This is a genomic window from Ruegeria sp. B10 (genome assembly GCF_056539825.1).
The window spans coordinates 99,586-122,608 of the sequence record NZ_JBQFVP010000014.1; the positions used below are offsets into that span (position 1 = coordinate 99,586).

At 60.9% G+C, this 23,023-nt stretch carries 18 protein-coding genes; 6 read left to right on the forward strand and 12 right to left on the reverse strand.

Going from position 1 to position 23,023, the window contains the following annotated elements; all coding sequences use genetic code 11:
* Window positions 1-5: 5 nt before the first annotated feature.
* Window positions 6-1,484, forward strand: coding sequence for a glycerol kinase GlpK (glpK, locus tag ACR0J4_RS18750; protein WP_170643703.1), 1,479 nt, complete (start codon window positions 6-8; stop codon window positions 1,482-1,484).
* 67 nt (window positions 1,485-1,551) lie between these two features.
* Here glpK and smpB read toward each other — a convergent pair whose 3' ends face one another.
* From smpB to ACR0J4_RS18805, 11 genes are all read right to left on the reverse strand, one after another.
* The gene (gene smpB / locus ACR0J4_RS18755; protein ID WP_170379480.1) at window positions 1,552-2,028 is read right to left on the reverse strand and encodes an SsrA-binding protein SmpB; all 477 of its coding nucleotides are present in this window, start codon (window positions 2,026-2,028) and stop codon (window positions 1,552-1,554) included.
* A gap of 47 nt (window positions 2,029-2,075) precedes the next feature.
* Window positions 2,076-2,618: an isopentenyl-diphosphate Delta-isomerase gene (idi, locus tag ACR0J4_RS18760; RefSeq protein WP_170643704.1), complete on the reverse strand. Its 543-nt coding sequence runs from the start codon at window positions 2,616-2,618 to the stop codon at window positions 2,076-2,078.
* On the reverse strand, window positions 2,590-2,742 hold the full coding sequence (locus ACR0J4_RS18765; RefSeq protein WP_480668775.1) for a hypothetical protein: 153 nt from the start codon (window positions 2,740-2,742) through the stop codon (window positions 2,590-2,592). Before ACR0J4_RS18765 ends, idi begins: the two co-directional genes overlap by 29 nt.
* Before the next feature lie 80 nt (window positions 2,743-2,822).
* Window positions 2,823-3,236, reverse strand: coding sequence for a c-type cytochrome (locus ACR0J4_RS18770; protein ID WP_170472935.1), 414 nt, complete (start codon window positions 3,234-3,236; stop codon window positions 2,823-2,825).
* Window positions 3,237-3,344: 108 nt separating this feature from the next.
* On the reverse strand, window positions 3,345-4,358 hold the full coding sequence (locus tag ACR0J4_RS18775) for a P1 family peptidase (protein WP_170643705.1): 1,014 nt from the start codon (window positions 4,356-4,358) through the stop codon (window positions 3,345-3,347).
* An 81-nt stretch (window positions 4,359-4,439) separates the two neighbouring features.
* The gene (locus ACR0J4_RS18780) at window positions 4,440-5,186 is read right to left on the reverse strand and encodes an SDR family oxidoreductase (protein ID WP_170643706.1); all 747 of its coding nucleotides are present in this window, start codon (window positions 5,184-5,186) and stop codon (window positions 4,440-4,442) included.
* Window positions 5,187-5,246: 60 nt separating this feature from the next.
* Window positions 5,247-5,666, reverse strand: a complete 420-nt coding sequence (gene arfB / locus ACR0J4_RS18785) for an alternative ribosome rescue aminoacyl-tRNA hydrolase ArfB (protein WP_170643707.1) — start codon at window positions 5,664-5,666, stop codon at window positions 5,247-5,249.
* A 264-nt stretch (window positions 5,667-5,930) separates the two neighbouring features.
* A complete protein-coding gene (locus tag ACR0J4_RS18790; protein WP_170643708.1) occupies window positions 5,931-6,578 on the reverse strand; it encodes a queuosine precursor transporter in 648 nt (215 codons plus the stop codon).
* Window positions 6,579-6,669: 91 nt separating this feature from the next.
* A complete protein-coding gene (locus ACR0J4_RS18795) occupies window positions 6,670-7,554 on the reverse strand; it encodes an esterase-like activity of phytase family protein (protein WP_170643709.1) in 885 nt (294 codons plus the stop codon).
* Window positions 7,527-8,390 (reverse strand): penicillin-insensitive murein endopeptidase, encoded by an 864-nt coding sequence (gene mepA / locus ACR0J4_RS18800; RefSeq protein WP_170379497.1) that lies wholly within the window; start codon window positions 8,388-8,390, stop codon window positions 7,527-7,529. The genes ACR0J4_RS18795 and mepA overlap by 28 nt, the downstream gene beginning before the upstream one ends.
* A complete protein-coding gene (locus ACR0J4_RS18805; protein ID WP_170643710.1) occupies window positions 8,387-9,754 on the reverse strand; it encodes an MFS transporter in 1,368 nt (455 codons plus the stop codon). The genes mepA and ACR0J4_RS18805 overlap by 4 nt, the downstream gene beginning before the upstream one ends.
* Window positions 9,755-9,884: 130 nt before the next feature.
* On the opposite strand from ACR0J4_RS18805, the gene ACR0J4_RS18810 reads away from it, so the two are divergent.
* The 3 genes from ACR0J4_RS18810 to yaaA all read left to right on the forward strand — a co-directional run bounded on the left by ACR0J4_RS18810 (window position 9,885) and on the right by yaaA (window position 13,094).
* On the forward strand, window positions 9,885-10,172 hold the full coding sequence (locus ACR0J4_RS18810; RefSeq protein WP_170472916.1) for a YggT family protein: 288 nt from the start codon (window positions 9,885-9,887) through the stop codon (window positions 10,170-10,172).
* 78 nt (window positions 10,173-10,250) lie between these two features.
* Window positions 10,251-12,290 (forward strand): DNA helicase RecQ, encoded by a 2,040-nt coding sequence (gene recQ, locus ACR0J4_RS18815; RefSeq protein WP_170643711.1) that lies wholly within the window; start codon window positions 10,251-10,253, stop codon window positions 12,288-12,290.
* Window positions 12,291-12,323: 33 nt separating this feature from the next.
* Entirely contained in the window at window positions 12,324-13,094 is a 771-nt protein-coding gene (yaaA, locus tag ACR0J4_RS18820; RefSeq protein WP_170643712.1) for a peroxide stress protein YaaA, read from the forward strand.
* Between the two features lie 126 nt (window positions 13,095-13,220).
* On the opposite strand, the gene ACR0J4_RS18825 is transcribed toward yaaA, so the two are convergent.
* Window positions 13,221-15,410, reverse strand: coding sequence for a response regulator (locus ACR0J4_RS18825; protein ID WP_170643713.1), 2,190 nt, complete (start codon window positions 15,408-15,410; stop codon window positions 13,221-13,223).
* Between the two features lie 116 nt (window positions 15,411-15,526).
* Between ACR0J4_RS18825 and ACR0J4_RS18830 the strand changes: the two genes are divergently transcribed.
* Together ACR0J4_RS18830 and pbpC are read left to right on the forward strand one after the other, a co-directional pair.
* A complete protein-coding gene (locus ACR0J4_RS18830) occupies window positions 15,527-20,950 on the forward strand; it encodes an alpha-2-macroglobulin family protein (RefSeq protein WP_170643714.1) in 5,424 nt (1,807 codons plus the stop codon).
* The gene (gene pbpC / locus ACR0J4_RS18835) at window positions 20,947-23,007 is read left to right on the forward strand and encodes a penicillin-binding protein 1C (RefSeq protein WP_170643715.1); all 2,061 of its coding nucleotides are present in this window, start codon (window positions 20,947-20,949) and stop codon (window positions 23,005-23,007) included. Before ACR0J4_RS18830 ends, pbpC begins: the two co-directional genes overlap by 4 nt.
* Window positions 23,008-23,023 lie beyond the last annotated feature (16 nt).

Genomic DNA, 23,023 nt, shown 5'->3' on the forward strand with positions numbered 1-23,023 from the left:
CGGGCATGACATATATTCTGGCTATTGATCAGGGCACGACATCATCGCGCGCCATTTTGTTTGACGCTCAGATGCAGCGCGTGGGCACGGCCCAGCAGGAATTTCCCCAGCATTTCCCACAGGAAGGCTGGGTTGAACATGATGTCGAGGATATCTGGAACAGCGTTCTGAGCGTTTGTCAGGAGGTGATGGAAACCACGGGCACAATGCCTGCACAGATCGCCGGGATTGGCATCACCAACCAGCGTGAAACCACCGTGGTCTGGGACAAGACCACCGGCAAAGCGATCTACAATGCCATTGTCTGGCAAGACCGCCGCACCGCCGATATCTGCGCCCGCTACAAACAGGCCGGATGCGAGGATGACGTGACCCTGCAAACCGGGCTGCTTTTGGACCCCTATTTCTCGGGTACCAAGGTGAAATGGCTGTTGGATACCGTTCCCGGCGCCCGCGAAAGGGCCGAAGCCGGAGAGCTGCTATTCGGCACCATCGACAGTTTCCTGATCTGGCGGTTGACCGAAGGGCGCAACCACGTCACCGATGCCACCAACGCCGCCCGGACCCTGTTGTTCGACATCCACAAAGGCGCATGGAGCGCTGAGATCTGCGATCTGCTGGACGTCCCGATGGCGATGCTGCCAGAGGTGCTGGATTGCGCTGCTGATTTCGGTGCGACAACGCTGCTTGGCGGCAATATCCCTATTCTGGGCGTGGCCGGGGACCAGCAGGCCGCCACTATCGGACAGGCTTGTTTCCAGCCCGGCATGATGAAATCGACCTATGGCACTGGCTGTTTCGCTCTGTTGAACACCGGCACGCAGCCGGTTGCCTCGAAGAATCGTCTGCTCACCACGATCGGGTATCAGCTGGATGGGCAGCGGACTTATGCGTTGGAAGGCTCGATCTTTATCGCCGGGGCCGCCGTTCAGTGGCTGCGCGACGCGCTGCAAATCATCGACTCGGCCCCGCAGAGCGGCGACCTGGCCGCGCAGGCCGATCCGAACCAGCATGTGGTGCTGGTGCCCGCCTTCACCGGGCTGGGCGCGCCTTACTGGAAACCGGACTGCCGCGGCGCAATGTTCGGGCTGACCCGCAACTCGGGCCGGGCCGAAATCACCCGTGCCACATTGGAAAGCATCGCTTTCCAGACCCGAGACCTGTGGCATGCCATGCAGGGTGACTGGGGGGCCGAGGCAGAGGTGATTCTGCGCGTCGATGGCGGGATGAGCGCATCTGACTGGGCCATGCAGGGCCTCTCGAACATTCTGGGCGCACCGGTCGATCGGCCCGTGATGCAGGAAACAACCGCCTTGGGGGCGGCTTGGTTGGCGGGCATGAAGGCCGGGATCTATCCTGATCAGGGCGGTTTCGCCGAGACATGGCAACTGGATCAGCGATTCGAGCCTGACATGCCGCAAGAGGACCGCGACGCCGCCTATGCTCGTTGGCAACGCGCCGTTCAGGCGGCCATGGCGTTCTGATCACGCGATCTGCAATCACCGGGTAAGCCGGGCTTCAGCCCGGCACAGCCCTCAACAGCGTTTCGAGTTAGCTGTGATCTTTCATCAAGCGTTGTTTCTGCCGCGACCAATCCCGCTTGGCCTGAGTTTCGCGCTTGTCATGCAGCTTTTTACCCTTGGCGATCCCGATCTTCAGCTTCGCCCGGCCCTTGTGGTTGAAATACAGCACCAGCGGCACCAGCGTCATGCCCTTGCGCTGGGTTGCATTCCAAAGGTTCGACAGCTCTTTGCGCGACACCAGCAGCTTGCGGCGGCGGCGCTCTTCATGCTTGAAAACCTTGGCTTGCTCATAAGGGGCAATGTAGCTGTTGATCAGCCATAGCTCTCCGTCGTCGACCGAGGCATAGCTTTCGGCAATGTTCGACCCACCTGCCCGCAGAGATTTGACCTCAGAGCCCTCCAGCATGATGCCGCACTCGATATCCTCTTCGATTGCGTAATCGAAGCGGGCGCGCCGATTCTCGGCGATGACTTTGTAATTCGGGTCTGTCTTCTGCTTGGCCATGACGCGATGATGTAGGCGGCTTGGGCGGTCCTTGCAAGGCGCAGCGCCTACCTCTTGGCCGAGATGATCAGATCTGGGCCAAAAATCGTGTCGGCATGGTTGGCGAGGTAGATCTTGAGCCACGGCGTGAAACGGGTGGGATGGCGGCGCACTTCGGCCAGCAGATCATGATAGTCGATCCAGCGGATATCCATCACTTCGTCTGGATTAGGCTCGATTTTCAAAGGTCCGCGTACATGGGCGAGGAAAACATCAACGACCTCATGTTCCACCATGCTGTTGCCGACATCAGCGTGATATTCCAGCCGGTGGCGGTATTCCGGGTAGAGGCCGGTGATCCCCAATTCCTCACGCAGGCGACGCACGGCACAGGCCGAGGCGCTTTCGTTCCAGTCGGGATGCGTGCAACAGGTATTCGCCCAAAGACCCGGCGTGTGATATTTGCCCATGGCGCGGCGCTGCAGCAGAATCTCTGTGCCCCGCACGACAAAGACAGACACGGCCTTGTGCTTAAGGCCCTTTTCATGTGCCTCCAGCTTGTCGACGGGGGCCAATTGGCCATCAACCCAGGCCGGAATCATCAATCCCATCTGTCATCTCCTGATGCCGATCCACCGGAACGGCGGGAATTTGGGGTTTTGCAATGGCCAGATCGGCGTGGCGGTTCGGTGTCATAAGGCTGAGCAGGGGCACCGCATGGAACGAAGGTGGCAATGATCAGTCAGGTAATCAATCGCACGAAAGGCCGCAGGTGTGCGGCCTTTCGTCATGTCCAAAGGGATTTTCGGCCGATTTTACTCGCCAGAGACGCTCACGATGTAGGCATAGACATCCTCGCCGCCTTTTTTCAGACGGAATGACATCTTGGATTTGGCCGAGGTCTCGCCCAGGTAATCCTTCAGGAACGCTTTAGGGTCCTGCGAATAGGCGACGAAGGTCTCTTCGTCCCAGACCAGCCCGTTTTCGCCAGCAGCAACGATGCTGTCGCCGTATTTGAACCCTTCATAGGTGCCCGCAGTCCGACCTGCGATGCCATAGAGGTTCGGCCCGGTCTTGCCGCCCTTGACGATCACTTCACCCTCGGGATCCGCGATCATGTGGCAGGATTTGCACTTGTTAAAGGCTTTCTTGCCAGCTTCGGCGTCGCCTTCTGCATAGGCTGGCAGGGCCAGCAGGCCGATGATTGCTGTAGCTAGGATGCGATTCATATTTTGGCTCCGATACTTGGTGGCTTGCGAGATGGTGCTTTTGAACGGCCCAGAGTCAACGCGCAGATTGCCGCGCATGCGCGCCTCTATGCGCCTGTACGGGCGTTTCTAATCTGTTGCGTTCAGCGTCGACCAGCAAGGTAGCAAATCGTCGTAGACGGGTGTCGCAAGATAAACGGCCCGCGCGATCGCCCGCGCCAGACAGAGCGAGGCCGCGTGGCCGATCTGCCCAAGCTCGATCTCTGAGGTCATGGGCTTTGCCCCGGTGCTGACACCAAACACCAGATCGCCATCGCCCGGCGTATGCGCGGGAACGATTGCGCGCGCGATCCCATCATGGGCGGCGACCGCAAGTCTCTGACATTGGGGTTTGGAGAGGGCCGCGTCGGTGGCAACGATTGCTATCGTCGTGTTGGCCTTCTGCGGGTCGGCACGCATGGCCTGCGACTTACGGCTGATTTGCGGTTGGCCCAGTCCGGCGCTGGGATCAGGCCCTAAACCGCCGAATTCGTCGCCAATCTCGAACGGGGCGGCCCAGAAGTGGCGATCACCCCGCGTTGTCACACTACCCAGCGGGTTCGCTGCCACCAAAGCGCCAACGGTCACTCCGCTGTCCAAAACAAATGAGGCCGAACCCAGCCCGCCCTTGTGCATCGCCGCCAACGCTCCGGTCCCTGCCCCAGTTGTACCCAGAGCGAAATCCTCGCCAGCGGTTTCCAAGGCCTTGCGTCCCAAAGCGCGGTAAGGGTTTTCGTCCCATGACTTGTCACCGCCGTTCAACAGGTCGAACAGGATTGCGCCGGGAACGATTGGGACCTTGATATCGCCGACAGGAAATCCCCGGTCTTGTGCCCGTAGCGCGTCCGAGACGCCCGAGCAGGCATCCAGACCAAAGGCCGATCCACCGGACAAAGTGATGGCGTCGACATGGGTGACGGATTTGTCGGGGGCCAGCAGGTCGGTTTCGCGCGTGCCGGGGGCCCCGCCCATCACGTGGACCGAGGCGGTGAATGGCGTGTCGGCGGTCAGGACCGTTGTGCCAGACTTCAGCGCAGTGTCCTGCGCATTGCCGACCTTCAGGCCGGGGACATCGGTGATAAGGTTTCGGGCTCCGGGGGTCATTTTCGCCTTTTGTGTTGGGCCGAAAGCGCGCTAGCGCGCGCTGCCTCCGGCGGAGGTATTTTTGGCCAGATGAAGAGCGGATCAGATACAGCGGCCACCGTCGACCTCTAGCGCTGTGCCGGTGATCATGCTGGCCTCGTCCGAGCAGAGAAACAGGGCCGCGTTGGCCATGTCCTGTGGGGTTGAAAAGCGACCAAGCGGGATGGTCGAGAGGAACTTGGCGCGAATCTCGGGCGTATCTTCGCCCATGAAGGATTTCAGCAGCGGCGTTTCCCCCGCGACCGGGCAGATGGCATTGACCCGCACACTAGAGGGGGCCAGTTCGACCGCCATTGTTTTCGTCGCGGTGATCATCCAGCCCTTGGAGGCGTTGTACCAGTTCAGATTGGGGCGCGGCGACAGCCCTGCCGTTGAGGCAACGTTGAGGATCGCCCCGGTCCCGCGCGCCTTCATCGCCGGGACAAAGGCGCGGGCAGTCAGGTATACGGACTTCATGTTCACGTTGAATACGCGATCAAAATCCTCTTCGCTCACGTCTTCCAGCGGGGTGGGCAGATGGGTGACGCCCGCGTTGTTGACCAGAATGTCGAGCTGACCAAAGGTGGCCTCGACCGTGCCGGCCATGGCCTGAACCGACGCGCCGTCGCTGACATCCACCTGTTGCGCCACGGCGGCGGAGCCCAGTTGCGCCGCCAGATCCTGCGCCGCGTCGCCGTTGATGTCAGCGATCATCACGCGCGCGCCCTCGGCCAGAAACGTCTGTACGATCCCAGCCCCAAAACCGGACGCCCCTCCGGTGACGATTGCCGTTTTGCCGTTAAGCCTCATGGTGTTCCCCTCCTGCCGCTTTTAGGCGTCAGAGTATCAACGGGTCGGCAAGATGCCAGATCAATCTTCAGAGACTTTGCCGCGCAGTGCCTTGACGTCGCCACGGGCTTTTTTCGCCGCCAGCCGCCGTTTGACCGACCCATAGGTCGGCTTCGTCGCTACCCGCCGTTTGGGTTTGACCAGCGCTCGGGCAATCAATTCGGCCAGTCGGGCGCGGGCAAGTTCGCGGTTGCGGGCCTGCGACCGAGTTTCTTCGCATTGAATGATGATCGCGCCATCTTTAGTCCAACGCCGCCCGGCCAGACGTTTCAGGCGGTTCTTCACCGGCTCCGGCAGGGATGGAGAGCGCGCGGCCTCGAACCGTAGCTCAACGGCAGTCGACACCTTGTTGACGTTCTGCCCACCGGGACCGGAGGAGCGGACGAAGCTCTCGGTCATTTCCCAATCCTGCAGGGTAATATCGTCAGTGATGCGCAACATGGGTCAGATCTTACAAGGCGTGGGTGGAAACAGAAAGGGCCGCCCCTGTGGGACGGCCCTTCGAAAGTACAAAGAGGTCGGGTCGGTTAGATCAATCGACCAGCCGGAGCGAGCGCTCCGCCAAGGGCTGCCCTAGCAGGCTTTCCCCCCGGTTGTTCCGACACCTCTCTCCAATCTCTTTCTTGACACTGGATCACCTCCTTTTCTATCTGTTGCGGTTAGTTTTGAGCCTGACACAAGATGCGCCATTCTCAAAGCACTTTTTTACGCAGGCTGTGCAGCGGTCAAACGCGCAACGATCACCCTGAACGGGATCAGGGCAATCAGGGCCAGTGACAGCTTTACCAGCCAGTCCGCAAAGGCCAGCGTGACCCACAGCGGAGCCATCGGACCGGACAGCATGAACGGCACAGGCTCCCATGCCCAGTTGATCGCAGCGTCAGCGTTTGCGCCGAAGAAGGTGACCGAGGCCGAGAAGGCCAGCGTAAAGAAGATCGCGGTGTCCAGTGCCGATCCGACCAGAGTCGAAACCAACGGCGCGCGCCACCAACGGCCACCGCGCATGGCGTTGAACACAGTAACATCGGTCAGCTGCGCGATCAGGAAGGCGGTGCCAGAGGCGACAGCGATCCGCAGCGGTACGGCGGCATAGGTGAAACCATCGCCCTGCAGCGTGATCTGGCTACCGATCAGCGAGCAGATGATACCAGTGACAAACCCGGCGAATACGACCTTGCGAGCCGGACCTACGCCATAGACGCGGTTCATGATGTCTGTGACCAGAAAGGCCAGCGGATAGGTGAAAGCACCCCAGGTCAACAATCCGTCAAGGATCAGGAACTGAACCAGAATGTTCGAGGCCACAACAATGGCGGCCATGGCAAGAATGCCGGGAATATAAGAGCGTTGCATTTTCAGATGCCCGTTTTGACAAGGTAGCGGCGACTTGGCCAAGGGCTCATCCCAAGGCAAGCCGTGCGTTTAGACCCTTGGTCTGGTTCTGTCAATCGGGCAGCAGGTATTCCACCAACTCGGTCCGTTGAAGCGCCAGAAAGTTGTCGTCCGAGATCATGGTTGCGCGCAGGCGGTTCTGATCATCCCGCCAGACCGACAGACCTTCGAGGTTGTCATGTGTCCCGGTTTCGGTTTCCAGCAGAACCTCCTCAGCGCGCGGTGTGTCATTTGAGACGTCCCATCGACGCAGGCGGGTCCGAAATCCGATGAATGCGACCGAGCGCTCTAGCACGTAGAAGCGCCCATCTGGGCCGAAATCAGCCGCAACGGGCAGGAAGCGATCCCGTTGTGGCAGGGTAAAAGGGGTGGACCAGCTGGTCCCGTCCCAGCGAAAACCCGGAATATCGCCGCTCGCCGTGCGGGTTTTCTCCGGCAGGGTATAGAGGTGCCCTTGCCCGTCAATCGCCAGCCCTTCGAACGAGCCGTTGTGATCCAGCTTGCTGAAGGCGTGAGGGCGCGGCAGAACCTGCGCGTTTGCCTCCGGAGAGCTATAATAGGCCACGCGATGAACACCTTCGAAGGACACGAAAAAGCCGCCGCCCGGCGCAAGGGCGATGCCTTCAGAGTCCCCCGCCCGGCCGCTCAGCTTACGCCCCATGCTGGACAGAAGCGGCCCGCGGTTTTGCACTTCGACACCCGATATCGCATCTCCATCGCGCGTGATCCGTGCCGTGACCAGGGTTGCTCGGTCGCTCAGGAGGGTGACGTAGGATCCGTCGTCGCTCAGGTGTATGGCCGAGAAGCCACCGAACCAATCGGTGGCCTCGATCCATGTGTAGCTGCCCAGAAATGTGGCGCTTTTGACCTCAACCGCTGCGACCTGACCGGCCCATAAAACGGCGGCAATCAGTTGGACGACAAAACGGCAGCACATTGCTGGGGCAGATCGGCCAAAACATATTCGCGACGTTTCTTTGGCGCAGGCGCGTTCGGATCGGGTGGCGGAGGGTTGAGGATATTGTTGACCCACTCCTGTGCTTGCGCACAGCCATCACCCTTTGGTGGCGGGTCCTGATTGACACAGCCTTTCGACCCACGCGGACATTTCAGGCGCACATGGAAGTGGTAGTGATGACCCCACCAAGGCCGGATCTTGCGCAGATAAGCCCGGTTGCCCTTTTCTTCCTTGCACATCTGAACCTTGGCACCGGGGAACACAAAAATCCGCGCGACGCGCTTGTCCTTTGCGGCTGCTCGCAGAACGGCGTGGTGCTGTTTGGTCCAGTTTCCGTTGACGAAGGCTCCGTTCGCGCGACGCAGGGAAATGGACGAGATATTCTCACGCGCGTTACGCGACAGCCGCATGTTGTCTCCGGGCAACATCCAGATATCGATATCCAGCCCCAATTGGTGCGAGCGATGGCCCGAGGTCATCGGCCCGCCCCGCGGCTGGCTGATATCCCCGACATAGAGACCATTCCAGCCCGGCTGCTTGGCCGCAAACCGGCTGAGGTCCTGCACGTAATCTATCGCCTCGGGGTGGCCCCAGTTGCGATTGCGCGACAGGCGCATGGCCTGCCATGTGGGCCCGGTTTCAGGCAGCTGCACCGATCCGGCGGCGCATCCGCGCGAATAACTGCCGAAGGCGGCAGGTTTTTGTTGTGAGCTTTGCTTTTGCGCCCCGAACAACTGCTTGGCCAGAGGCTGCGCCCCCGCCGTGCCTGCCCATGTGATCGTGGCTAATAGTGCCAAAAAACGTAGTAAAATCATCTGCTCTGATCCCCTTCCGGCTTTACCCAGCGCATCAGGAATAGCCCCAGAATAAACAACAGAATGATCGGTGACACCCCTAGTCTTGCACTACCAGTCACAGTTGTTGCTACCCCGATCAAGAGCGGCGCGGCAAAGGCAGTCGCACGGCCGGACAACCCATAAAGGCCGAAGCTCTCGACCGGAGCTTCGGGATCGGTATGGCGCACCATCATCGAGCGGCTGGCGGATTGCAGAACCCCTCCCATCCCGCCGATGAGGATTCCACAGCCGAAAAACACCATATCGGGCAGTCCGGACCCTTCGGGCAGCGCTATGCCGTAAATCTGCGTCCGGTCCATCGACACGACGGTGATACAGACAAAGATCAAAACCCAGATTGCGACCAAAATGACCGGTTTAGGGCCGTATTTCCGATCCAACTTACCCCCGATCCACGCAAAAATGGCCGAGGCCAGAACGCTGACAATCCCGAAGACACCGATCTTTATCAGGTCCCACTCAAGAACCAGCCGCGCGTAGACCCCGCCAAAGCTGTACAGCCCGTTCAACGCGTCGCGGTAAAACATGGACGACCCGAGATAAGTCGCCAGACTGACCCGGTGCCTCAGGTTCGAGATTGAGTGCCCCAACAGGCGTAGCGCCTCGGCGAAACTGCCGGATTTCTTGGCTTTTGGATCGTCACGTACCCACAGAAAATAGGGCACCATGAACAAAACAAACCAGACGGCTGTGAACGGCCCAACAAAACGCGTACCCTGACTGGTGGCGGCATCAAGGCCAAGCGCAGGCTCCATCCCGATCAATGTCTTACCGCTGGGCTGTTCGACAAACAGCGCCAGCATGATTGCCAGAGAAATCAGCCCGCCAAAATACCCGAAGGCAAACCCTGAGCCCGAGATCTCACCCACCTGATTATCATCGCCCAGTTCAGGCAGCTGCGAGTTGATGAAGATCAGCGCATATTCCGCCCCGACAAAGCCCAGCCCGAAGGCGGACAGCATCAGCCACATGTTCGAGCCGTCGGGCATCGTGTACCAAAGCGCAGCGGACCCCGCCGCATACATGACCGAAAACGCAAAAATCCACGGTATACGACGACCCGAAACATCTGCCATTGCCCCAAGCAGAGGCGCGCCACAAGCGATGATCAGCCCGGTGATGGTCAGGCAATTGGCCCAGACTGTCTGCGCCCGTGCAGCGGCGGCTTGCGGGTCCAGCCCGGCATCGGTGAAATACCCTGCGGCGACCCCGGCGAAATAGGGGCCGAAAACAAAAGTGACCAGCAGTGTATGATAAGGCTGCGATGCCCAATCAAAAAACCACCAGCCCCAGATGCGCTTGCGATTGGAAATCTCTGCCATGACTGCCCCAGTTATTCTTTTGTCCAATAAGACGGGTGTTTGGCCCATTTCGCAAGCTTTCAGTTGGCGCAGCCTTGCTCTTTCCGGCGCGTGTGCTTAGGTCTTTTTCGGTCAAAGATACGGAGTACCCATGCTGTCGCTGATCCAAATCCTGCTGCTGATCCTGGACATTGTCTGGTTCATCATCCTCGCCCACGTGATCATGAGCTGGCTGATCAATTTCCAGGTGCTGAATCTGCACCAACAGCTGGTCGCGCAAATCTGGTACGGCCTGAACCGCATACTCGAACCGATCTACGGCCCGATCCGCCGTATCCTGCCGAATATGGGCGGGCTGGATCTGACCCCTCTGGTCGTGCTGATCGGGGTCTATGCGGCACGGATTATCTTGATCAACAATGCGGGCTATTTCGTCTGACCTCTTGTTCACCGAATCTTAGTATGTGATTGTCCTGTCTTAAGAGCAGATAAACCTTAAAACAGGGCAACCCCGCACATGTTCGACGCCGCACCCCTGCTGCGAGATGTCTTTGGATTCGACGACTTCCGCCCCGGTCAGGAAGAGATCGTCGACGCCGTGACTGCAGGCGAAAACGTGTTGGCGATCATGCCAACGGGCGGCGGCAAATCCCTGTGTTTTCAATTGCCCGCACTGCTGCGCGACGGTGTGACGGTAGTGATCTCCCCTTTGATCGCTTTGATGCGCGATCAGGTCCGAGGCTTGCAGGAGGCCGGGGTTGAAGCCGGTGCGCTGACCTCGGGCAACACGCCTGAGGAAACTGATGCGGTGTGGGAGGCGTTGGAGTCCGGACGGCTCAAACTCCTCTACATGGCACCCGAGCGTCTTGCGGCCGGATCCGCGCTGGGCATGTTGCGTCGGATCAATGTCAGCCTGATCGCTGTGGATGAGGCGCATTGCGTCAGCCAATGGGGTCACGATTTCCGCCCCGACTACCTGCGGATCGGAGAGCTGCGGCGCGCCCTGAACGTGCCTCTGGCCGCGTTCACCGCCACGGCGGATGCCGAAACGCAGGATGAGATCGTCGAGAAGCTGTTCGACGGTGACACTCCGCGCAAGTTTCTGCGGGGGTTCGACCGGCCCAACATCCATCTGGCCTTTGCCGCCAAGGATGGTCCGCGCAAACAGATCCTCGATTTCGCCGCCGCGCGCAAAACCCAATCCGGCATCGTCTATTGCGGCACCCGCAACAAAACCGAGGTGCTGGCCAAGGCTCTGCGCGACGAGGGGCATTCAGCCTGTCACTATCATGGCGGTATGGACCCCGAGGACCGGCGCATCGTCGAAACGCGTTTTGCGCGCGAGGACGGGTTGATCGTCGTCGCCACCGTCGCTTTCGGGATGGGCATCGACAAACCCGATATCCGCTGGGTCGCCCATGCGGACTTGCCGAAATCCATCGAGGCCTATTACCAAGAGATCGGCCGCGCCGGGCGCGATGGAGGCCCCGCCGAAACCCTAACTCTATTCGGCCCCGACGACATTCGCTTGCGGCGATCGCAGGTGGATGAGGGCCTCGCCCCGCCCGAGCGGCGCATGGCGGATCATGCGCGTCTGAACGCTCTGCTGGGTCTGGCCGAGGCTCTGGTGTGCCGCCGTCAAACTCTGTTGGGCTATTTCGGAGAAACGGCCGAACCCTGCGGGAAATGCGATCTCTGCGACACCCCGCCCGAGGTTTTTGATGGCACAACCCCCGTCCGCATGGCGCTGTCGGCGATCCTTCGGACCGAGGAATGGTTTGGCAGTGGCCATCTGATCGACATCCTGCTGGCCAATGAAACCGACAAGATCCGCGCGCGCCGCCATGATACGCTGTCGACCTGGGGTATCGGCAAGGACTGGTCGCGTCCGCAATGGCAGGCGATCTTTCGGCAGATGATGGGCCATGATCTGGTTCGCCCCGACCCCGAACGCCATGGCGCCCTGCGCATGACCGAGGCCGCGAAGCCTATCCTCAAGGGTGAGGCGCAGATCAACCTGCGCAAGGATACGATCCGCAAAGCCACGCGCCGCCCTGCGGTCAAGGCGATGGTGGCTGAAGAAGACGCGCCGCTGCTCTCTGCTCTTAAAGCCAAACGCCGTGCTTTGGCCGAAGCCCAGCGCGTTCCGGCCTATGTCATCTTCCCCGACCGCACCCTGATCGAAATGGCCGAGAAACGCCCGCAAACGCTGGACGACATGGCCCGGATCGGAGGGGTCGGAGCCAAAAAACTTGAACGCTATGGTGACATCTTCCTTGAGGTCATCGCCGGGGCCGTAGAAGCTGTCCACCCCGCCCGCCGTAAGCTGGCCGGGCGCGAGCAGGGCGAGATTTACGACCGCCTGCTTGAGGTACAGTCGCAATTGTCCCGTGGGCCAGAGGGGATCGACAAGCCGCTCAGCTGCACGGCCTCGCAACTGGCGAAGGTGGCGCAGATGCGGCCCGATGACCTGCGCGGGATCGAACAGGTGTTGGGCGATCGTCGTCACGAAAGGTTTGGGGCAGCCTTTCTGGACGTGCTGCGGCAAGAGGGCTAAATACGCCCTATCAGGCAAGGAACGAGGGCGGATATGCTGGTAGTGATTTCCCCGGCCAAGCGGCTGGACTGGGCAGAGCGGGATGTTAAGGCCACGCAGCCCGACTTTCAGGACGATGCGATCCGTTTGTCCAAGACTGCGCGCAACCTGACACTGGGCGACCTCAAGAAACTGATGGACCTTAGCGATGATCTGGCCCGGCTGAACCGCGACCGCTATCGCGCTTTCGCCGACTCGCCCGGGCTTGAGGCGACCCGCCCCGCCGCACTGGCCTTTGCCGGTGACACCTATCAGGGGCTGGAGGCAACCTCACTGGACGCTGATGAGATGGCATGGGCGCAGAACCATCTGCGCATTCTGTCCGGTCTTTACGGTGTGCTGCGCCCTCTGGACGCGATTCAGCCCTATCGGTTGGAAATGGGCAGCAAGCTGAAAACGCGGCGCGGAAAGAACCTGTATGAATATTGGCGCGATCAGCTCAGCAAAGCACTGAATGCGCAAGGGGTCGAGGTTGGCAGCGAGGTCCTGGTGAACTGTGCCAGCCAGGAATATTTCGGGGCGGTCGACCTGAAATCGCTGAACCTGAAGGTCATCACTCCGGTCTTCATGGAAGACAAAGCCGGTACGCTTAAAATCGTCAGCTTTTTCGCCAAGAAGGCGCGCGGTGCGATGGCGCGGTATATCATTCAGCATCGCCTGACTGATCCGGCCGATTTGCTAGATTTTGACAGTGGCGGCTATGAATACCGCCCCGATCTGTCCGAGGGCGACAAGCCCGTTTTCGTGCGTCCCTACACTTTGTAGAAGGTAGTAAGCGAGGGGCCAGCCCGCCGACATTGAGGCTTGAACCAACGGCGCACCAATGACGGCTCCCCGAGATATTTTTAGCCAGATGAAGGTGGGATCCCTTATTAGGGTCTCTGCCGCTGCTTAAACGGGTTTAGGCGTGATAGGTTCAGCGTCCTCGGGGCAATGATCCAGGATCATTTGCTGGATGAGGTTCTTGTGCAGCGGTTTGGTCAGGTAGTGATCGAGGCCGACCTCCAGAATGCCCTGATCATCCCCCGCCATGGCGTGCGCCGTCAGGGCGACGATTGGAACGTGACGACCGGTTTCAACCTCGCTGCGGCGGATTTCGGCGGTGGCTTGTTTGCCATCCATGCGGGGCATCGAAATGTCCATGAAGATCAAATCGGGTGAAAACTCCTGATAGAGATCAACAGCCTCTTGCCCGTTGCCTGCGAAACGCAAGTCGATGTTCAGATCCTTGACCATCTTCTTCAGGATCAGCTGGTTGGTTCTGTTGTCCTCGGCCGCCAGAACGCGCATCACGCGGTTCCCGATTGGATGGGTCACAGGCGTAGGTTGAGGCGAGGAATCCGGTTTGGACGCGGTATCCCCCAAAGCGATCAGCCGGCTGTAAAGCTCGGACCGGGGGATTGGTTTTTGCAAAGCGCCTTGGATCAAATGCCGCGCGGGGCTGGCGTGAATGATGCCTGGGTTGGTGGACATGATGACCACCGGCAACTCGGTCCAGCCGCGGTCGTGCAGGATGGTCGCAAGCTCCATCCCGTCCATGTCGGGCAGGTCGTGATCGCATAGCAACAGATCAATCGAGGGGTCCAGTTTCGACAGCGCTTCCCCTCCAGAAGCGCAAACTGTGACCTTTGCCCCAAGGCGCCCCAGTTGCTTGGCGAGGATGGCCCGGTTGGCGGCCATATCCTCGACCAGCATCACGTGTTTCAGATGCCCTTGCAGGTCGGGCGGAGAGGGTTGCGGCCCCTCGGCAGTGGGCAGAGTCACCCGGAAGCCAAAGCACGACCCTTGCCCAACTTCGCTTTCGACCCAGACATTGCCCCCCATCATGGTGATCAGTCGTTTTGTGATTGCGAGGCCCAGCCCTGTCCCTTCGAATTGACGATTGCGTTCATCTTCGACCTGATTGAACTCACCAAAGATGTGGTTGATCTTGTCGTCCTCAATCCCGATACCGGTGTCTTCAATGGCGATGTGAACGTCGCAATCCTGGCGGTTCGAGTGGGGAACACCGGTCACCCGGATCAACACATGACCTTCGCTGGTGAACTTGACGGCGTTGCCCACTAGGTTGGTCAAAACCTGCCGCACGCGCCCCGGATCACCCACGAACAGCGTCGGCAGGAAGATGTCGTAATCCACCAGCAGCGTCAGGCCCTTGTCGCGCACGCTGGGTTGTAGCAGCATCGCGACCTCAAGGATGCAGCGTTCGAGATCGAATTGCTCGGGGTGCAGGATCAGCTTGTCCGCTTCGATTTTGGAATAGTCCAGCACGTCGTTGATGATGACCAGCAAAGCCTCACCCGAGTTGCGGATCGTGTTGACATAGAGGCCCTGTTCTTCATCCATCGGTGTTTCGGACAGCAGCTCGGTCATGCCGACGATGCCGTTCATGGGCGTGCGGATTTCATGGCTCATATTCGCCAGAAAGGCCGATTTGGCGCGGTTTGCAGCCTCGGCCCGGTCGCGTGCGGCCTGCAATTCCGCCTGATGCCGGACGGAAGCGGTGATGTTCAGGGCAAGACTAACCACATCACCGCCGCTGCCACGCTGGTCGATCAGGCGGATATATTGACCATTCCACAATTGGATCACTTCGGGTGGCGGATTGGCCCGTGCCCAGCGTCTTTGCATGCGGGCCTGCCAGTCCCCGGCCTTTTCCGAGCCGGTGTCGACTATGCCTTCGTTGGTCAGCAATTCAAGAATGCGCGTATACGAGATACCCGGCGCGACCTCATCCAGACCCTCAAACACGCTCAGATAGGCGGTATTGGCCCCGATCAGGCGACTGTCACCGTCGAAAAAGGCAAACCCGTCCTGAATGGTCTGGATCGAATGCCACAGGCGACGCTCGGCCACTTCGACCTTGGCATGGGCCTCGGTCAGATCGGATTTGACCTTTTCATTCTCGTCCCTAACGGTTTCAACCTCAGCCTGGGTTTCGCCGATGCGTTTGGTCAACGCCATCGCGTGGCGGCCCAGTTTGCGGTTGGCCGAGGACAGCTCGGCCTGTTTCAGCGCCAACATCCGTTCCGCCGCGAGTCGCGCGCGCCGTTCCTGTGCCAGTTTTTGTGCAAGGCTCATGATGCGTGATTCCGGTCTGCTCTGCCGTCAGCATCCGGGCAATCGGTGAAAAAGTGTTTAAGCCGTTGCCTGAGGGGCACCGCACGTGTCAAATTGACCTGAAACAGGAGGTCAAAATGCACCACTTTGTATTTTTTTCAATAACTTACATCATTTCAACTTTCGCCCTGACCCCGGGTGCTCTGGCCCAGACTGCCGTGCCCGAGTTCCGCTATATCACGACCCGAGATGCGGATTTTTATGGCTCGGATCTGGATGCGCTGTTCGATACGGATCTGAAGTCCTGTATCCGCGCGTGTTCGGTCAATAAAAGCTGCACGGCCTTTACCTACAACACGCGATCGGATGCGTGTTTTCCTAAAAGCGGCGTGAACCGGCAGGAGCCATATCAAGGCGCGGTGTCGGCACAAAAAGCATTCACCCCTGAACAGACCCTATTATTAGGGAAAACGCGCGCTGAGTCCCTCACATTCCTTCGCCAGAAAGACCTGAACGAAGCGTTTCAACAGGCCCGCGACCTTGGGTTTCGCCACTCTGCCGGAGGGCGTGACCTGCAGACTTTGCTGGAGTCAGCGCTGAACGCAGATACGGACCGACTTGCGATGTTGTGGACTGGGGAGGCCGTGACCCTCAGCGATGCGTCCGACCTATGGGTTGAATACGCCCGGCTGCTGCTGCGCCTGAACCCGAACGGATATCAGGAGCAGCAGGACTTCCGCACCCGCGCGTTGAACGCCGCCATCAACGGATATCTGCGCGCGGACACACCGGGGGCCCAAATCGCGGCGCTGATGGTGATGTCAGACGCGCTGGAAGCGGTCGAACGCGGTCGCGATATGGTGTCGGCACTGCGGCTGGCCGAACAGGTGCAACCGCGTGAGGATGTCCTGGCAGCTTTGGACGATGCCATCGGCAAATACGGGTTCCGCATCATCGACAGCACGGTGGAAAGCAACGCCGCCGCGCCGCGTATCTGCGTTGAGTTCTCGGAACCCTTGGTCAAGGCGGGGGTCGACTACGACCCGTTTGTGCAACGCAGTGACGATGGGCTGGTGGTGCAAGTCGATGGCAAAAGCCTCTGCCTGGACGGCGTTGCGCATGGTCAACGTTATCGCTTTGCCCTGCGCGACGGGCTTCCGGCGGCCTCGGGCGAGGCCCTGAACCGTACTGTCGAGCTGACGCACTACGTGCGTGATCGTGCTCCGTCGGTCCGATTTCCGGGGCGCAGCTATGTGCTGCCAAAGTCGGCAGATGCGGCCTTGCCGGTCGAGACGGTCAATACCGGCTCTCTGTACCTGACCTTGCGACGTGTCAGCGATCGCAACCTGATCCGGGCGGTCCAGCAGGATTTCTTTGGCCGCCCCCTCAGCGAATGGCAGGAACGTGAATTCTCGGACGAGATTGCCGAGGATGTCTGGACCGGCACAGCCGAGATCGCAAACGAACTGAACCAAAGCATGACCGCCCGTCTGCCCATGGCCGAAGCGATTGCCGATCAACCCGCCGGGATCTACGCCCTGACTGCGCGCGTCCCCGGAGCCGATCCCTATGATGATCCAGGCGCGACACAGTGGTTTGTGCTGACCGATCTGGGGATCAGCACGGGTCTTGGCACCGACGGGCTGCATGTCACCGTACGCGGCTTGCACGACGCGACCCCTCGCGAGGGGATCGAAGTCTCGCTGGTTTCAAACGCCAACGCGGTGATTGCCAAAGCGCAGACAGATGCCAGTGGCTATGCGCAGTTCGAACCGGGCCTGACCCGCGGCAAAGGCGCAAGCGCACCTGCTTTGGTGATGGTGGCAGACGGGGAATCCGATTTCAGCTTCCTCTCTCTGACCGACCCTGCTTTTGACCTGTCGGATCGCGGGGTCGAAGGGCGCGCGCCTGCGGGTCCTGTGGATGTGTTCCTGACCACAGACCGGGGCGCCTATCGCGCCGGAGAGGTCATTCACATCACAGCTCTATCCCGCGACAACACGGCTCAGGCCATCGAAGGCCTGCCCCTGACTGCCGTTCTCTATCGCCCCGATGGGGTGGAATATCGCCGCGCGGTCTCGGATGGCGGTGTTGCCGGCGGCCATGTCTTCAGCCTGCCCGTCGCCCCGGATGTGCCGCGCGGAACGTGGAAGATCGAGATCAAGTCCGACCCCAAGGCCGACGCGCTAGCCCGTCAAACCGTGCTGGTCGAGGATTTCCTGCCCGAGCGCATCGACTTTGACCTCAGCCTGCCGGACGCGCCTCTGCGCCCCGGCGATACGCCGCCTTTGCAAATTGAAGCACGCTACTTGTTCGGTGCGCCGGGTTCGGATCTGAGCATTGACGGTCAGGTCATCGCCCGCCCAACAGACGCCGTTCCGGGTTTTGAAACCTATCGCTTCGGCCGCTACGACGCCGAGACCTCAACCAAAAGCACCTATTTCGGCGATGCGCAGACGGATGCTTCTGGGCAGGCCTCGATTGCCATCGAAATCCCCGTGTTAGAGACGAATGGCAAACCTCTTGAGGCCGAAGTAATCGCCCGACTGACGGACGGATCGGGTCGCCCTGTCGAACGCCGCCTGACGGCTCCGGTCCGATCCGCACAGGCGACGATCGGTGTCCGCCCCCTGTTCGAGGATGTGATCCCCGAAGGCACCGAAGCCGCGTTCCAAATCATCGGCCTATCTCCAAACCTGACCGCTGAACCCATGCGCCTGCGTTGGACGTTGAACAGGCTGGAGACTCGCTATCAATGGTATCAGCTCTATGGCGACTGGAATTGGGAGCCGACCACGCGACGTACCCGTATTGCCACAGGCGAGATTGAAACAGGCGCAGAGCCGCTGAACCTGTCGCAGCCGGTTGACTGGGGTCAGTACGAAATGGTGGTCGAACGCCTAGATGGCACTTACGCGGAAACCGCCGTGGAGTTCAGCGCGGGCTGGTATCAGGCGGCAGACGCCTCAACCTCGCCCGACCGACTAGAGATGTCGCTGGACCGCGACAGCTATCGCCCGGGTGAGACAGCGCAACTGCGGATCGTGCCGCGCATGGCGGGCGTGGCGCAGATCGAGGTCCTCTCGAACCGTCTGATCCACCGCCAGATGGTCGACGTGCCAGAGGGCGAAACCGTGATCCCGATCGACGTGACCGAGGATTGGGGCGCCGGAGCCTATGTCACCGCCACCGTGATCCGTCCCATGGATGTCGCCGCCGGTCAGAACCCGGCACGGGCGATGGGCGTCGCCCACGCAACGGTTGAGCCTGTCGGGCGTCTGTTGGATGTGAGCATTGATGTGCCGCAGGTGACCTCTCCCAGAACGACGCAGAAAGCCCTTGTTAGGGTCGAAAATGCGCCCGAAGGTGAGCCTGTTTGGCTGACGCTGGCCGCCGTGGATGTGGGGATTCTGAATCTGACCGGTTTCGAAAGCCCCGATCCGCAAGGCTACTATTTCGGCCAGCGCCGTCTGGGCGTGGACCTGCGTGATGTCTATGGCCGCCTGATCGACGGCATGAACGGTGCAATGGGCACGATCCGCTCCGGTGGAGACAATTCGGGAATGCAGAGGCAGTCCCCGCCGCCCACACAAGACCTGATGGCCGTTTTCAGCGGCCCGGTTCAGGTGGATGCAAACGGACAGGTCGAGGTCGACATCCCTCTGCCCGCCTTCAACGGAACCGTACGGCTGATGGCGGTTGCCTGGTCGGCGGCAGCCATAGGACAGGCCGAGGCCGAGATGATCGTGCGCGACCCCGTGGTCGTCACCGCCAGCCTGCCCCGTTTTCTGGCCCCCGGCGACCAAAGCCGGATGCTGCTTGAGATCGTCCATGCCGATGGCCCATCAGGTGAGATTGGACTGGGGCTGACCACCGCATCCGGGTTGGAGTTGGGAACAGCGCCCACCAGCTTTGTGCTGGAGGATGGCGGCAAGGCGGTGTTCGAAATCCCGCTTCGCGCGCTTGCCGTCGGAGACCCGGAAATCAGCGTGGCGATCACGACGCCGGATGGCCGTGACTTGTCGCAAACCCTCCGGATGCCAATACGCGCAAACGACCCTATTGTGGCTCAAACACGGCGGTTTTCGCTGGGTACGGGCGACAATTTCCTGTTCACCCAGGACGTGTTCGATGGCTTCCAGCCCGGCACCGCAAAGGCGATCCTGTCTGCGGGCGCTTTGGCAAAGTTCGACACGCCCGCTCTTCTGGATCAGTTGAACCGCTACCCCTATGGCTGCACCGAGCAGATCACCAGCAAGGCCCTGCCGCTGCTGTATCTTTCTTCCGTTGCCCAAGCGTCGGGGCTGGGTGACGGGCCGGTTGTGGATCAGCGCATCAGCGACTCGATTCGCAGCATCCTGACCCGGCAGGCCCCGAACGGAGCATTCGGCCTCTGGCGGGCGGAGAGCGGAGATTTCTGGTTGGACGCCTATGTCACCGACTTCCTCTCGCGCGCCCGAGCGCAAGGCCACCCGGTGTCGGACCGCGCCTTTGCGCAGGCCATGGACAACCTGCGCAACCGCGTAAACTATGCCCCGGATTTCGACGAAGGCGGTGAAGATATCGCCTATGCTCTGATGGTGCTGGCGCGCGAAGGCGCAGCCTCGATGGGCGATCTGCGCTATTACGCGGATACCAAGGGTGACGCTTTCGACACCCCTCTGGCCGCCGCGCAACTTGGGGCGGCGCTGGCGTCCTACGGAGATCAAACCCGTGCCGATGCCATGTTCGCCCGTGCGGCCCAGCTGTTGCAGCGCCGACCCGTGCAGGAGCGCTACCTGTGGCGAGTCGACTACGGCACAGACCTGCGGGATGCCGCCGGGCTGCTAGCCCTTGCCGTCGATGCGGGTAGTCAGACGGTGGACCGGGACGCGTTGATCCAGCGTGTCACCTCAAGCCGCGCGCATTTGTCGACGCAGGAGGCTTCATGGTCGCTGCTGGCCGCGCATGCGCTTGTATCTGACCCATCCGGATCGGGGTTGGTGGTGAACGGCGCGCCGGTCTCGGGCCCCTTCGTTCAGGTGCGTGAGGCAGGGTTTACTGATGACCTGAACATCTCGGCCACAGCAGCCAACCCAACCGATATCACGCTGACAGTGACGGGCATCGCAACCACTCCGCCCGAGGCCGGAGGCACCGGATACGCCATAAACAGAGCCTATTACTCGCTTGAAGGCGACCCTCTGGACCCGTCCACCTTCACTGCCGGTGACCGCTTTGTAACCGTCCTGACCGTCACACCGTTCGAGAGCGGCGGCGCGCGGTTAATGATCGATGACCCTCTGGCAGCGGGGATCGAGATCTACAACCCCAACCTGTTGCGATCAGGCGATGTGCGCGCGTTGGATTGGCTGGACCTGTCCGACGCGACGCATACCGAGTTCCGCTCAGACCGTTTCCTGGCGGCGGTCGATCTGTCCGGGGGCGAGACGGTGACACTGGCCTATGTGGCCCGCGCGGTCACTCCCGGTACGTTCCACCATCCGGCCGCCTCGGTCGAGGATATGTATCGCCCGCAAAACCGCGCGCGGACGGAAACCGGGCGGGTTGAGGTGCGGTGATCACTCGCCCTCCATATCGGCGCAAGGGGGTCGCCCCGGCGCTGCTAGCGCTGGCCTCTGCGCTCTACCTGACCGCCTTCGCGCGGGACCGGTTGGATACGTGGGTAGACGCGACCGTCCTACCACCTGTTCTGGCCGAAACCTCGGTGGAAGTCAGAGACCGGGACGGAGCCCTTCTGCGGGCCTTCCCGGTCGAGGACGGCATCTGGCGGATGCGCCCCGGCCCGGTTGATCCCGCCTTTACCGAGATGCTGATCCGGTATGAGGATAAACGGTTCTGGTCACATTCCGGCGTCGACCCCCTCGCGTTCCTCCGCGCGGCTGGCCAAGCCCTATGGAACGGACGTACCGTTTCGGGTGGATCGACGCTCACCATGCAGGTCGCGCGGCTGATCGAGGATGGCTCAACCGGGCGCTGGAGTGGCAAAATTCGCCAAGTTAGGGTCTCATTGGCGCTTGAAAGACGGCTGAGCAAGCAGCAGATCCTAGACCTCTACCTGACCCACGCCCCCTATGGCGGCAATCTGGAAGGCCTCCGCGCAGGTAGCCGCGCGTGGTTTGGAAAAGATCCAGCGCGGCTAACTCCAGCACAGACCGCTCTGCTGATTGCGCTTCCGCAGTCGCCCGAGGTTCGACGCCCGGACCGCGCGCCTTTGGCTGCCCGAGACGCGCGAGATCGGGTTCTGAAGCGGATGCAGTCTTATGGGGTTCTGACCGCGTCCGAGACGTACAGCGCGCTGACCGAAGATATCCCGGATCAGATGCGCCCATTTCCCCGTTTGGCCCCTCACCTCACAGACCGAGCGCGGCGCGAAAACCCGGGATCAGAGGCTTTGGATCTGACACTGGATGCCGGGCTGCAGGAACGGCTGGAGCCTCTTGTGGCGCAGGCAGCGGCGCGAGCGGGACCGCGTATTTCGGGGGCTTTAATCGTGGCTGATCACCGCAGCGGAGAGATTGTCGCCTCAGTCGGTTCTGCGGGCTATCAGGGCGCGCGGCAAGGGTTCGTGGATATGACCCGAGCGCTGCGCTCACCGGGGTCGACGCTGAAACCTCTGGTCTATGGGTTGGCTTTCGATCAGGGGATGGTCCATCCCGAAACGTTTATCAGCGACAGCCCGGTGATGTTTGGCCGCTACGCGCCGCGTAACTTCGATGGCGCCTTTCGTGGCGATGTAAGGGTGCGGGACGCTTTGCAACTGTCGCTCAATATCCCGGTTGTTCGGCTAACGGATGAGCTTGGACCTGCGCGCGTGATGGCTGCCCTGCAGCAAGCCGGTGCAGCCCCACAACTGAACGGAAGCACCCCGGGCCTTGCCGTTTCACTGGGGGGTGTCGGGCTGAGCCTGCACGATTTGGTGCAACTCTACGCCACGCTGGCCGCAGGTGGGCAGGGGCCATGGTTGCGCCATGAGGCCTTGGCGGATCGCACTGAGACGCCTCGGGTTCTGTCAGATGTCGCGGCATGGCAGGTGAGTGATATCCTGTCCGGTCTGTCGCCCCCACCGGGGGCTGCCGCGTTTGGCTTGGCGTACAAAACCGGCACGTCTTACGGGCACCGGGACGCCTGGGCGATCGGCTATGACGGCCAGCACGTTATCGGCGTCTGGCTAGGGCGCGCGGATGGCACTCCGGTCCCCGGCGCCTTTGGCGGAGAACTGGCAGCCCCTTTGCTGTTTGAAGCCTTCGGCCACCTGAAACCTACCGCCACGCCATTGCGCCCACCGCCGCCTTCGACCTTGATCTTGGGGGCCGCCGAACTGCCGCAACCCCTACAACGCTTTCAGCCCCGAGGGGCCGCGTTCGACGACAATCCAAGCGCCCCGGACCTGATCTTTCCGCCCAACAACTCTGTGTTAGAGACGGCTGGAGGTCCCGTGACCGTCAAACTACGCGGCGGGGTTGGGCCGTTTTCACTGCTTGCGGATGGTGTTCCGGTTTTGACCGGGCAACGGCATCGCGAGTTCGACATCCCGAACCCGGGTCGTGGGTATTCCGCACTCGTGGTGGTGGACGCACATGGCGCGTCGGATCGGGTGTCAGTTCGGATCGACTAAAGCGTGGCAGAGTATT

Excerpts from the sequence above, each read along its gene's own strand:
- ACR0J4_RS18795 (WP_170643709.1), bottom strand. The coding sequence starts at position 7,554 with ATGTGCTGCCGTTTTGTCGTCCAACTGATTGCCGCCGTTTTATGGGCC.
- ACR0J4_RS18770 (WP_170472935.1), bottom strand. The coding sequence starts at position 3,236 with ATGAATCGCATCCTAGCTACAGCAATCATCGGCCTGCTGGCCCTGCCA.
- arfB (WP_170643707.1), bottom strand. The coding sequence starts at position 5,666 with ATGTTGCGCATCACTGACGATATTACCCTGCAGGATTGGGAAATGACC.
- ACR0J4_RS18825 (WP_170643713.1), bottom strand. The coding sequence starts at position 15,410 with ATGAGCCTTGCACAAAAACTGGCACAGGAACGGCGCGCGCGACTCGCG.
- ACR0J4_RS18775 (WP_170643705.1), bottom strand. The coding sequence starts at position 4,358 with ATGACCCCCGGAGCCCGAAACCTTATCACCGATGTCCCCGGCCTGAAG.
- ACR0J4_RS18790 (WP_170643708.1), bottom strand. The coding sequence starts at position 6,578 with ATGCAACGCTCTTATATTCCCGGCATTCTTGCCATGGCCGCCATTGTT.
- ACR0J4_RS18780 (WP_170643706.1), bottom strand. The coding sequence starts at position 5,186 with ATGAGGCTTAACGGCAAAACGGCAATCGTCACCGGAGGGGCGTCCGGT.
- ACR0J4_RS18805 (WP_170643710.1), bottom strand. The coding sequence starts at position 9,754 with ATGGCAGAGATTTCCAATCGCAAGCGCATCTGGGGCTGGTGGTTTTTT.
- recQ (WP_170643711.1), top strand. The coding sequence starts at position 10,251 with ATGTTCGACGCCGCACCCCTGCTGCGAGATGTCTTTGGATTCGACGAC.
- glpK (WP_170643703.1), top strand. The coding sequence starts at position 6 with ATGACATATATTCTGGCTATTGATCAGGGCACGACATCATCGCGCGCC.
- smpB (WP_170379480.1), bottom strand. The coding sequence starts at position 2,028 with ATGGCCAAGCAGAAGACAGACCCGAATTACAAAGTCATCGCCGAGAAT.
- ACR0J4_RS18810 (WP_170472916.1), top strand. The coding sequence starts at position 9,885 with ATGCTGTCGCTGATCCAAATCCTGCTGCTGATCCTGGACATTGTCTGG.
- ACR0J4_RS18830 (WP_170643714.1), top strand. The coding sequence starts at position 15,527 with ATGCACCACTTTGTATTTTTTTCAATAACTTACATCATTTCAACTTTC.
- yaaA (WP_170643712.1), top strand. The coding sequence starts at position 12,324 with ATGCTGGTAGTGATTTCCCCGGCCAAGCGGCTGGACTGGGCAGAGCGG.
- mepA (WP_170379497.1), bottom strand. The coding sequence starts at position 8,390 with ATGATTTTACTACGTTTTTTGGCACTATTAGCCACGATCACATGGGCA.
- idi (WP_170643704.1), bottom strand. The coding sequence starts at position 2,618 with ATGGGATTGATGATTCCGGCCTGGGTTGATGGCCAATTGGCCCCCGTC.